Source organism: Alsobacter sp. (genome assembly GCF_059501845.1).
Genome location: NZ_JCACDK010000022.1, coordinates 175879 through 187005, shown reverse-complemented (window position 1 = coordinate 187005; position 11127 = coordinate 175879). Strand labels below are relative to the sequence as shown.

Here is an 11127-nt window from a genome sequence, read left to right as displayed (position 1 = left end):
GCTCCTGGTTCATCGGCGCGACGTAGTCGAGCCGGTCGAAATAGGGCAGCGCCTGGAGGTAGGTCTTGGCCTCGATCAGCTTCTCGGTGCCGCGATGCAGCAGGCCGATATGCGGGTCGACACGCTCGACCACCTCACCGTCGAGCTCGAGCACGAGGCGGAGCACGCCGTGTGCCGCCGGGTGCTGGGGCCCGAAATTGATCGAGAAGTTGCGGATGTTCGTCTCGCCCATGGCGATGCCTCTCAGCCCTTCGCCTTCTCGTCGCCCGGCAGCACGTAGTCCGTGCCTTCCCAGGGTGACAGGAAGTCGAAGTTGCGGAATTCCTGGTTGAGGCGCACGGGCTCGTAGACCACGCGCTTCTGTTCGTCGTCGTAGCGGACCTCGACGAAGCCGGTCAGCGGGAAGTCCTTGCGCAGCGGATGACCCTCGAAGCCGTAGTCGGTGAGGATCCGGCGCAGGTCCGGATGGCCGGAGAAGAGGATCCCGTAGAGGTCGTAGGCTTCGCGCTCGAACCAGTTGGCGGCCGGGAACACGTCGACGGCGCTGGGAACCGGCGTTGCTTCGTCCGCCTGAACCTTCACCCGAATGCGCCTGACATGCTTCGGTGAAAGCAGGTGGTACACCACGTCGAAGCGCTTCTCGCGCGCCGGGTAGTCGACGCCGCAGATGTCGATGAAGCAGTAGAACGCGAAGCGCGGATCATCGCGCAGCATCCTCAGGGCGTCGACGATCGAGCCGGCCTCGATGACTACGCTGAGTTCGCCGAACACCACCGAGGCTTCGACTGCGCCCGGCACGCTGGCGACGATCGTCTGGCCAAGCTCGTTCAGGCTTTCGTCCATAGGACGGATCTCGCTTTGTGGACAGTGACGGAGCCTGTCCGGAGGAACATGCCACCGCGCCGGGGCGCGAAGGCCGTGGTCGGCATCCAGTCCCGAGAGGGAGCCGGACAAGGGTGTCAGCGCTCGATGGTACCCGTGCGACGGATTTTCTTCTGCAGCAGCAGCACCCCATACAGCAGGGCTTCAGCAGTCGGCGGGCAACCCGGCACGTAGATGTCGATCGGCACGATGCGGTCGCAGCCGCGCACCACCGCGTAGGAGTAGTGGTAGTAGCCGCCGCCATTGGCACACGACCCCATCGAGATGACGTAGCGGGGCTCCGGCATCTGATCGTAGACCTTGCGCAGGGCCGGAGCCATCTTGTTGGTCAGTGTGCCGGCGACGATCATGACGTCGGACTGGCGCGGGGAGGCACGCGGCGCGAAGCCGAACCGCTCGGCATCGTAGCGCGGCATCGACATCTGCATCATCTCGACGGCGCAGCACGCGAGCCCGAACGTCATCCACATCAGCGAGCCCGTGCGGGCCCACTGGATGAGATCGTCGGTGGCCGTGACGAGGAAGCCCTTGTCGGCCAGTTCGGCGTTCACGTCCTGGAAGAAGGGATCGTTGGCCCCGATGGGCTTTCCTGTCGACGGATCGATGATGCCGCGGGGCGCGGGCGCGACGAGGGGCGACGCCTTGTCAGCGATCAATCCCATTCCAGAGCCCCTTTCTTCCACTCATAGGCGAACCCGACGGTGAGCACGCCCAGGAACACCATCATCGACCAGAAGCCAAATGCCCCGATTTCCCGGAACGCCACTGCCCAGGGGAACAGGAACGCCACCTCCAGATCGAAGATGATGAAGAGGATCGACACCAAATAGAACCTGACGTCGAACTTCATCCGGGCATCGTCGAAGGCGTTGAACCCGCACTCGTAGGCCGAAAGTTTCTCCGGGTCGGGTCGCGAATAGGCGACAACGAACGGCGCGACGAGCAGGGCGACACCGATGCCCATGGCGACGGCGATAAACACCACCAGCGGCAGGTACTGTGAGAGCAGCTCTGGCATGGCCTCTCCGGAATGCTCGCGCGGACGACCGGCTCGGCGGAGGAACCCACCCCGGCCGGCGGCCGAAACGGGCATAAAGCCACGAGTTTCGCGCGAAACGGCCGCCCCGCCACGCGACGGGAGGCTTATCGCAGCGCAACGAGCGACGCAAGCCGCATCGGGTCGCACGGGCCAGGCGTCCACCGGGGCAAGCGCCCAAGGATTCAGCCCTCTCGACGGGCGCGGAGCGATCCGTATGATCGCGGCCCGTCAGGGAGCTGAAAAGACATGTCCAATTCCATCGATCTCAAGGGCCGCATCGCCGTCGTCACCGGAGCCGCCCAGGGCATCGGATACGCGGTGGCCTCGCGTCTCGCCGAATCGGGTGCGACCATTGCGGTCTGGGACCGTGACGACCAGCTGATGGCCGAGGCGCTGCCCGGCCTGGGTGCCGGGGCGAAGGGCTTTCGGGTCGAGCAGGCCGACAACGCCTCCGTTCAGGAAGCCGCACGCGCGACCGAGGCGGCGTTCGGGCGCATCGACATCCTCGTCAACAATGCCGGCATCTCGGGGCCTACCATGCCCGTCGTGGACTATCCGGTCGACGAGTGGCGTCGCATCCTCGACATCGACCTGAATGGCGTCTTCTACTGCTGCAAGGCCGTGGTGCCCGGCATGATCTCCCGGGGCTATGGCCGCATCGTCAACGTCGCCTCCATCGCCGGCAAGGAAGGCAATCCGAATGCCGCGGCGTACTCCGCCGCCAAGGCCGGGGTCATCGCGCTGACCAAGTCGCTCGGCAAGGAGCTCGCCTCGCACGACATCGCCGTGAACTGCATCACGCCGGCGGCCGCCAAGACCCGGATCTTCGACCAGATCAGCCAGCAGCACATCGACTACATGCTGTCGCGCATCCCTCGGGGCCGGTTCCTCAAGGTTGAGGAAGCTGCGGCCATGGTCGCCTGGCTTGTCTCGCAGGAGAACTCGTTCACGACCGGAGCCGTGTTCGACCTCTCGGGTGGCCGCGCCACCTACTGAACCCCTCAGCCGCCGAAGGCCGCCGCCGCCATCGGAACGGCATGCGTCGAGGACAGAAGCCCGGTGCCGTCATTGGCGGCAATCTGGGGCGCGTCGGCCGCATAGAAGTGCTCGATGCGCTGCCAAAGGGCCTTCGGTGCGAAAGGCTTCTTCAGCACGGTCTTGACCTTGCGCGCGGCCGCCTGCGCCAGAGTGCGCTGCGTCGGCGTGGAGGTCATGACAATGATGGGCACGTCCGCGTCGTTGGAGCGGGAGGGATCCCTCAGCACGTCAAGGACGTCGATCGCCGACAGGATCGGCAGGTTCCAGTCGATGATGATCAGGCCGGGGCGGAACTGGGTGAGCCGGAGCAAGGCTTCCGCCCCGTCCCGGCACTCGATGACGTAGCGCAGGTTCACCGGCTCCAGCATGCCGCGGACCATCCTGCGCACGAAAGCGCTGTCGTCCACGAGCAGGACCGGAATGTTGGGGAAGGACGGTGTCTTGAACATCGACCCGTAACGCAGAAGGCCAGTCGTGGGCAGCAGCTTGGCCATCACGCCCGCCGACCTTTGCTGGTCGACCGGCGGCGACGGACGCACCCACTGCTCACTTGCCATAGCAGGTTGCACGTCGAGGCTTACCGGGTCGCTCAGAAAATCAATATCATTGTCCAACATCGCGCACTATCCGGGGTCCACCGAAGCCAGACAGCTTCAGGAAATTGGCTGGCTGAACCAGCTGGGCCTAGTATTAGCATGCGCAGGTTAATCGACCGTCATTTATCATGCTTCTGTCCTTCAAAGTTCGTCTTTGCGGTAGGCGCGTGAAGCGTATCGTATTGCTGCGTTCGAGCTTCGTCATGTCCAGAGCAACTTACGGCGCATTGACAGACTTGATCCACGGCTGACACCCTCACCCGGGAGAGCCGGTCAGGCCGGCTCCTGAACTCGTCCGGAAATGCAACCCGGGCGCAATGATATGGGCGGGTACGCGCAACAGGGGTGGTAGCCGGCGAACCTGGAAGCAGGGCCGGCGTTCTCCGCCAAACGGGCGGCGTGCCCTCCCCTGCAAGGAGGAATTCCCATGATGCGCTTCACGAGACGCGACACGCTTGGTCTCGGACTGGGAGCCGTCGCCGCGTCGGCAGGTCTCGCCGGGACGGCGCGGGCAGCAATCCCTGTCGGCAATGCCACGGCTCCCAAGCTCGATGTCGAGAAGGACGCGAGCCTGCGCGTGCTGCGGCCGGCGAAATTCGTGCCCGCCGACGAGACGCTCTTCAACGAGAACACGAAGAAGTTCACGCAGGCCACCGGCGTGCAGGTGAAGGTCGACTACCAGGCCTGGGAGGATCTGAGGCCACAGACGGCGGTCACCGCCAACACCGGGGCGGGCCCCGATGTGGTCATCGGCTGGACCGACGATCCGCATCTCTATTCCGACAAGCTGATCGAACTGACCGACGTCGCCGAGTACCTCGGCCAGAAGTACGGCGGCTGGTACCCGCTGGCCGAGCGATATGGCAAGCGCTTCGGCACCAACAACTGGGTCGCCATCCCGATCGGCGGCAGTGGCGGGCCTGCCGTGTACCGGATGTCCTGGGTCAAGGAGGCCGGCTATGACACGTTCCCGACCAACCTCGACGACTTCCTGAAGCTGTCGCGGACGCTGCAGAAGAACGGGCATCCTGCCGGCTTCGCCGTCGGCCACGCCGTGGGGGACGCGAACTCATTCTGCCATTGGCTTGTCTGGTCGCATGGCGGCTTCATGATCGACGAGAACCAGAAGGTCGCGATCAATTCGAAGGAGACGGTTGAAGCGCTGAAATACGGCAAGGCGCTCTACGAGACGTTCATCCCCGGTACGAATTCCTGGCAGGATTCGTCGAACAACAAGGCCTTTCTGGCCGGCGAACTCGGTATGACGCAGAACGGCGTATCGCTCTACAACGCCTTCAAGAACGCGCAGGACCCCAAGCTCAAGGCCACGGCAGACGACGTGAACCACGCGCGCATGCCGGTGGGCCCGGTGGGCCGGGGGACGGAGACGGCGCTCGTCGTCAACGCCATGGTGTTCAAGCACACCAAGTTCCCCAACGCCGCCAAGGCCTACCTCACCTTCATGATGGAATCCGAGCAGTACGACCCCTGGCTCACCGCATCGAACGGCTACTGGGCGCAGCCCCTCGCCGCCTACGCTCAAAGCGAGGTGTGGGCCAAGGACCCGAAGGTGACGCTCTACCGGGACACGATGAAGGACGCGCTCTGGCTGGCCTACAAGGGCCCGATCTCGGAAGCGTCAGCCGCCGTCGTCGCGGACTACGTCATGGTCGACATGGTGGCGGCCGCCTGCACGGGCTCGATGACCGCCGAGGAGGCGGCAGCCGAGGCCGAGCGCCGCGCCAAGCGCTACTACAAGGCCTGATCCGCCCCGAACGTCCGGCGCGGGCTGAACCGCGCCGGATCCCCTGACCGGGAGCCGCCATGACGACGCAGACCGCCCTCCGTGAGCCTGCCATGGAGCGCGAGAGCTTCATGACGCGCTTGGCCGACTCCAAGCCGTTCCTGATCGTGGTGTGCCTCGCGCCCGCCCTCGGGCTCCTGCTTGTGTTTCTCACCTACCCGCTGGGTCTCGGCTTCTGGCTGGCCTTCACCGACACCAAGATCGGTCGGGCGGGCGTGTTCGTCGGGCTCGAGAACTTTGCCTCGCTGGCGCATGACCCGATCTTCTGGCTCTCGGTCTTCAACACGCTCGTCTACACCGCCGTGGCGACGGTACTGAAGTTCGGGCTCGGGCTCTGGCTTGCGCTGCTTCTGAACGAGCACATGCCGTTCAAGTCGCTGATCCGGGCCATCGTGCTGGTGCCGTGGATCGTGCCTACGGTGCTGTCGGCCATGGCGTTCTGGTGGATCTACGACCCCCAGTTCTCCATCATTTCCTACTTCCTGAAGGACGTTCTCGGCGTTCGCCAGACCAATATCGACTTTCTCGGCACGCCCTGGTCGGCACGGCTTTCGCTGATCGCAGCGAATGTCTGGCGCGGGATTCCGTTCGTGGCGATCTGCCTGCTAGCGGGGCTGCAGACGATCTCGCCCTCTGTCTACGAGGCAGCCCTGCTGGACGGCGCGAGCGGCTGGCAGCGCTTCCGCTACATCACCATGCCGCTGCTGATGCCGGTGCTGGCGATCGTGCTGACCTTCTCGGTCCTCTTCACTTTCACCGACTTCCAGCTCGTCTACGCCATCACGCGCGGCGGTCCGGTCAACTCGACGCACCTCATGGCCACCCTCGCCTTCCAGCGCGGCATTCCGGGCGGGCAGCTCGGCGAAGGCGCGGCGATCGCTGTGGCCATGGTCCCGTTCCTGATCGCGGCGACGATTTTCAGCTATTTCGGCCTCGCGCGGCAGAAGTGGCAGCAGGGAGAAAGCGATGACTGACGCCACCGCCGGCCGCGTCGGCGAGACCGGGCTTCGCAACCTGCCGAGGCGGTTCCTGACGCTGTGGCTGCCGCTCGGACTGTTCATCGTCGTGCTGCTGTTTCCGTTTTACTGGATGGCGATCACGGCGTTGAAGCCGAACGGGGAGCTTTACGACTACAAGACCTATTCGCCGTTCTTCGTGCATGCCCCGACGCTGGAGAATTTCCGCAAGCTCCTGTTCGAGACCGACTATCCCCGCTGGCTGTGGACGACGATGATGATCTCCATCGCCGCCACGGTGCTCTCCATCGCCGCCAGCGTGCTCGCGGCCTACGCCATCCAGCGGCTGCGCTTCCGGGGATCCCACTGGGTCGGGCTGGGCATCTACCTCGCCTACCTCGTCCCGCCCTCGATCCTGTTCATTCCGCTGGCGACGGTGGTGTTTCAGCTCGGCCTCTACGACTCGCCGCTGGCGCTGATCCTCACCTATCCCACCTTCCTCATCCCGTTCTGCACGTGGCTCCTCATCGGGTACTTCAAGTCGATCCCCTACGAGCTCGAGGAATGCGCCATGATCGACGGGGCGACGCGGCTGCAGATCCTGCGGCGCATCACATTGCCGCTCGCCGTTCCCGGCCTGATCTCGGCAGGTATCTTCGCCTTCACCCTGTCCTGGAACGAGTTCATCTACGCGCTGGCTTTCATCCAGTCGTCGGAGAAGAAGACGGTCCCCGTGGCAGTGCTCACGCAGCTCGTGCAGGGCGACGACTACCAGTGGGGCTCGCTGATGGCGGGCGCGCTGCTCGGCTCGATCCCGGTGGCGATCTTCTACTCGTTCTTCGTCGACTACTACGTCTCGAGCCTGACCGGCGCCGTGAAGGAGTGATCTAGCCGAAGACGAAGGGCGGCTCGATGTCGGCGAGACGAGGCAGCACCTCGTCCTTTCCCGACAGCGTCAGGTCTGCCACCGGCCAGGGCCATTCCACGCCGACGGCGGGATCGTCCCAGCGGATCCCGCCGTCGCATTCGGCGGAATAGACGGCGTCGACCTTGTAGGCGACCTCCGTGTCCGGCTCGAGAGTGACGAAGCCGTGCGCGAAGCCGCGGGGCACGAAAAGCTGCTCGCCGCCCTGCGCGGTCAGCGTGGCCCCGCACCACCGTGCGAAATGCGGCGAGCCTTTGCGGACGTCGACGGCGACGTCGAAAATGGCACCGCGGACCACCCGCACGAGCTTGGCCTGTGCAAAGGGCGGCCGCTGGAAGTGCAGGCCCCGCAGGGTCCCCGGCTTGGCCGACATCGACTGGTTGTCCTGGACGAAGTCGGCGTCGATCCCCGCCGCCGCCCACCGATCCCGGACCCATGTCTCCATGAACCAGCCGCGGTGGTCGCCGAAGCGCCTGGGGCGCACCAGCACCACGCCCGGGATGGAAAGTTCCTCGCTGTCGATCGCCATGCGCTTCGCCGTGCCCTGTCGCCAAAAACCCGCAGCACCACAACCCGACACGGCCGCCGCGTGCAAGGCCGTCCGCCGACCGCGGTGATCCCGCCGTGATGTCAGTGACGGTGATTTGCCTGAATTCTCGTCGCTTTCGCCGCTCGGGATTTTTGCGTGGCCTGCATCAGATGCGGCGAGGGCTACCGCGTCCGGTGAGCCAACCTGCGCGGGGCGCAGTGGCCCTGCTCGGCTCTCTGTGCTTCTCTTCCCAGCGACGTGCCCGGCGGCCAAGCGCCGGACCGCAAGAAACGCGAAAACGGGGGAAATTATGCTTCTCGGTATCGATCCGGTCCTCAACGCCGAAGCGCTCTACGTCCTGCGTGCGATGGGCCACGGCGACGAGATCATCATCTGCGACACCAACTTCCCGGCCGATTCGGTGGCCCAGCAGACGGTCCACGGCTCGCTGATCCGCATGGAAAACGTCACGGCCGCCCGCGCCGCCCGCGCCATCCTGTCGGTGATGCCGCTCGATACCTTCGTCGACGAACCGGCACTGCGCATGGAAATGGTCGGAAAGCCCGGCGAGATCCCGCCGGTGCAGCAGGAGGTCCAGGCCGAGGTGGACCGCGTTGCCCCCGCCCAGTTCGGCAAACCGAACTTCCCCCTTGCCTCCATCGAGCGCTTCGCCTTCTACGAGCGCGCCAAGGCCGCCTACGCCGTGGTCGTCACAGGCGAACGGCGGTTCTATGGATGCTTCATCCTGAAGAAGGGTGTGGTGCCGCCGGAAGCGTAGCACTCTGCCCGGAGCGCGATATCCGACAATTCCCGCCGCGGCCGTTCAGGTCGCGGAAACGCAAGGCGCGGATTGCGACCGGCGCGCCTTGCTCCACCGCTGCAACGCTTCCCATACTCGGATGTCACGAGGATGGGCGGGGTTCATGGCAAGCAGCAGACGCGTCCGCCGGACTAGCCTGACAATCGGACCCGCCCTCACGGCCGCCCTTGCCGTGGCCATGATCCAGATGCCGGCGCTGGCCGCGGGACAGGCGCCGACACTCGTCATCTCCCCATCGGGGAACCCCCACCCCGTCTATGTCTGGGCAACGCAGAGCTGCGATGCGGAGGCGATTCCGGATGCACCGGCCCGGGCTTTCCGCAGGGCGGACGACCAGGTTGCACTGATCGCGACGCATTACGAGAACTGGTCCCTGCTCGGCACCAGTCCCGCCGACCTCAAGCCGCGCTGCGGCACGATCTTCAGCAGCAAAAAGGCGTCCGACCCTGACCTCGGAAAGGTGTGGATCGAAGCCGTGTATTCACCCGATGGGCGCCGCGTGGCCGCCATCGGCAGCCGGGACATGACAGAGGTGATGAAACGCCGCGGTTGCCGTGCCACAGGCGGCCAGGGTGCCTGCTGGCTCAACGATCTCGTCAGCCTCGGCTCGTCCGACATGGGCGACACGTTCTCGTTGGGCGAGACGGTCGCGTCTTTCGGATCGACCTACCCCGAAGGTGAGAAAGGCCGCCTCGGCGCTTTCACGACGAGCAACATCGTCGCCTGGGAGGGGACGCACGTGATGCTGGCCTGGGTCGAGGCACCGCCCCGCCAGGCGCGCGGAAACTGCCTGCTTTCCAGCCGAGACCCCATGGATGGCCGCAGCTGGAGGGCGTGGAACGGGCGCGACTTCGGCGCCGATCTCGCACTGGGCGAACCGTGCGAGCCCGTGTCCCTGGGGTTTCTTCCGAACGAAGTTCGCTCACTCTCGTGGAGTGCCCGCCACAAGCAGTGGATCGCGGTTTACTCGAGCCGCCAGAAGCTGGCCGGTGACCGGGAGCCGGTACCGGGCTTCTACTACTCGCTGTCGCCCGACCTCCGGTCCTGGTCGACACCGCAGCGGATCATGGCGGCCCCGACGCGGCCGCGGGAGCAGCAGAGCGAGTTCTTCGTCGCTTACCCGTCGCTGATCGACCCCGAAAGCCGGTCCCGCAACTTCGACACCGTCGACGGAAGCAGTCCGCTGCTCTTCTACACCGTGCACCGTCTCAGGAACGGGTCCGGCACGCTCAACCGCGACCTCTACGCCCAGCCGCTCGACCTGCGTTAGGCCGACACCAGCCTATACCGCCATGGCGAGCTGCTGGATTTCGGCGATGTCCGACAGCCTCTCGTCCCGCTCCAGTCCCGCTCCGTCGAGAATGGAAAGGTAGGACTGCGCGAGCGACCGCCGTGTGCGGCGATAGCGTTCCGCGTCGAACGGGAAGAGGCGGCGGAGGCTGTCGAGCGACAAGGGTAGCGGGACATCCTTGTAGTCCAGCACCGGCAGCGCCATCGTCTGGCAGAGTTCGAGCGTACGGCTGTCATGCGCCACGCAGCCCGCGGGCACGCCCGCCTGGATGGCAAGCATGATGCCATGGAAGCGCGGGCCGACGACGAAATCGTGCCGCTGAAGCCACTTCATCCAGGCCTCGGCGTTGCCGAAGCAAAGCATGTTCCGGCGGCACCAGTACGCGAACTCCTCGTCGCTCAGCTTCGGACGGAAGTAGGCCTTGAGGAACGCGTAGTTCTTTTCGTCGATCTTGTTGAACTCGGCCTGGCCGAGATGAACCATCAGCTTATTGTGCTGGATGATGCAGGACCCGTCGGTCTCGTCGACGAGATCGAGGATCGACCGCTCGATGGCGGCGAGTTGCGGCCAGTGCGGCTGCCCCGCGGCGGATGCCACACGGCGCACCGGGCGCTCCGACCGGGCGATGATGTCGGCGACGAAGTCGCTTTCGAGGTTCGTGAAGTTGGACGGGCATCCGATCACGACGGCCTGCCGGTCGAGGCCGAGACGCTCCAGCTGCGCCAGAGTGTAGGCGCCGCGGACACCGATGTTCGGCGCCTTCGAGGGCGCATGATCTGACAGCACGCGAAGCCAGCGCTGCGTTCCCTCCGGGATTTGCGCATCCTGGGACTGGCTGTTGGCCTGTGCGCCGAGACCGATGGCCACAACCGGCAGCCCGGCCGCTTCCAGAACCGCCGCATTCCGGCCGAGGTCGACATGGGGACCGAGCTGGTTGGCGCAGGCTATGACGATCATGTCGGCGATCGCCTTGAGCTGGGCGGCGGGAGTGCCCCAGGACACGACCGTGGCCTTGCGCCCGAGATGCAGGTCTATCGCGTTCACGAAGGCCAGGTTGCCGGTATTGCCGCCGTGGAGGCGGTCGATCGTCTCGCCGTCCATCAGGTGCACATTGTCGAGGCCGACGGCGGAACTCATAAGGGCTATTCTCATCGCACGTCTCCTGTCGCGTCCTGCCGTTCGAATTGCACGTGCCCGGCGGCACCGCGGGCGAGCGACATCGGCCTGCCCGGTTCTGTCTGCCGCGA

General features: G+C 65.4%; 12 protein-coding genes and 1 pseudogene. 6 read left to right on the top strand and 7 right to left on the bottom strand.

The window, feature by feature from the left end; genetic code table 11:
• From AC5JCN_RS27195 to AC5JCN_RS27180, 4 genes and pseudogenes are all read right to left on the bottom strand, one after another.
• Positions 1-232 (bottom strand): annotated as a pseudogene (locus tag AC5JCN_RS27195) (NADH-quinone oxidoreductase subunit D); the annotation flags it as partial.
• 11 nt (positions 233-243) lie between these two features.
• Complete coding sequence (locus AC5JCN_RS27190) at positions 244-843, bottom strand: NADH-quinone oxidoreductase subunit C (protein WP_495758280.1); 600 nt, start codon at positions 841-843, stop codon at positions 244-246.
• Between the two features lie 116 nt (positions 844-959).
• Positions 960-1544, bottom strand: coding sequence for a NuoB/complex I 20 kDa subunit family protein (locus AC5JCN_RS27185; protein ID WP_495758279.1), 585 nt, complete (start codon positions 1542-1544; stop codon positions 960-962).
• Positions 1535-1900: an NADH-quinone oxidoreductase subunit A gene (locus AC5JCN_RS27180; RefSeq protein WP_495758278.1), complete on the bottom strand. Its 366-nt coding sequence runs from the start codon at positions 1898-1900 to the stop codon at positions 1535-1537. Before AC5JCN_RS27180 ends, AC5JCN_RS27185 begins: the two co-directional genes overlap by 10 nt.
• A gap of 267 nt (positions 1901-2167) precedes the next feature.
• Between AC5JCN_RS27180 and AC5JCN_RS27175 the strand changes: the two genes are divergently transcribed.
• The gene (locus tag AC5JCN_RS27175) at positions 2168-2917 is read left to right on the top strand and encodes an SDR family NAD(P)-dependent oxidoreductase (protein ID WP_495758277.1); all 750 of its coding nucleotides are present in this window, start codon (positions 2168-2170) and stop codon (positions 2915-2917) included.
• 5 nt (positions 2918-2922) lie between these two features.
• On the opposite strand, the gene AC5JCN_RS27170 is transcribed toward AC5JCN_RS27175, so the two are convergent.
• Positions 2923-3453, bottom strand: coding sequence for a response regulator (locus tag AC5JCN_RS27170; RefSeq protein ID WP_495758276.1), 531 nt, complete (start codon positions 3451-3453; stop codon positions 2923-2925).
• Between the two features lie 529 nt (positions 3454-3982).
• Here AC5JCN_RS27170 and AC5JCN_RS27165 point away from each other — a divergent pair.
• Genes AC5JCN_RS27165 through AC5JCN_RS27155 form a run of 3 tightly spaced genes read left to right on the top strand, consistent with a single transcriptional unit; the run spans position 3983 to position 7201 of the window.
• A complete protein-coding gene (locus AC5JCN_RS27165) occupies positions 3983-5320 on the top strand; it encodes an ABC transporter substrate-binding protein (RefSeq protein ID WP_495758275.1) in 1338 nt (445 codons plus the stop codon).
• A 59-nt stretch (positions 5321-5379) separates the two neighbouring features.
• Entirely contained in the window at positions 5380-6333 is a 954-nt protein-coding gene (locus tag AC5JCN_RS27160) for a carbohydrate ABC transporter permease (protein ID WP_495758274.1), read from the top strand.
• On the top strand, positions 6326-7201 hold the full coding sequence (locus tag AC5JCN_RS27155) for a carbohydrate ABC transporter permease (protein ID WP_495758273.1): 876 nt from the start codon (positions 6326-6328) through the stop codon (positions 7199-7201). Before AC5JCN_RS27160 ends, AC5JCN_RS27155 begins: the two co-directional genes overlap by 8 nt.
• Before the next feature lies 1 nt (position 7202).
• On the opposite strand, the gene rfbC is transcribed toward AC5JCN_RS27155, so the two are convergent.
• Positions 7203-7769 (bottom strand): dTDP-4-dehydrorhamnose 3,5-epimerase, encoded by a 567-nt coding sequence (gene rfbC / locus AC5JCN_RS27150; protein ID WP_495758272.1) that lies wholly within the window; start codon positions 7767-7769, stop codon positions 7203-7205.
• A 310-nt stretch (positions 7770-8079) separates the two neighbouring features.
• On the opposite strand from rfbC, the gene AC5JCN_RS27145 reads away from it, so the two are divergent.
• The gene (locus AC5JCN_RS27145; protein ID WP_495758271.1) at positions 8080-8547 is read left to right on the top strand and encodes an RbsD/FucU family protein; all 468 of its coding nucleotides are present in this window, start codon (positions 8080-8082) and stop codon (positions 8545-8547) included.
• A 145-nt stretch (positions 8548-8692) separates the two neighbouring features.
• Positions 8693-9859, top strand: coding sequence for a hypothetical protein (locus AC5JCN_RS27140; protein WP_495758270.1), 1167 nt, complete (start codon positions 8693-8695; stop codon positions 9857-9859).
• A gap of 12 nt (positions 9860-9871) precedes the next feature.
• Here AC5JCN_RS27140 and AC5JCN_RS27135 read toward each other — a convergent pair whose 3' ends face one another.
• Positions 9872-11032 (bottom strand): polysaccharide pyruvyl transferase family protein, encoded by a 1161-nt coding sequence (locus AC5JCN_RS27135; protein WP_495758269.1) that lies wholly within the window; start codon positions 11030-11032, stop codon positions 9872-9874.
• Positions 11033-11127 lie beyond the last annotated feature (95 nt).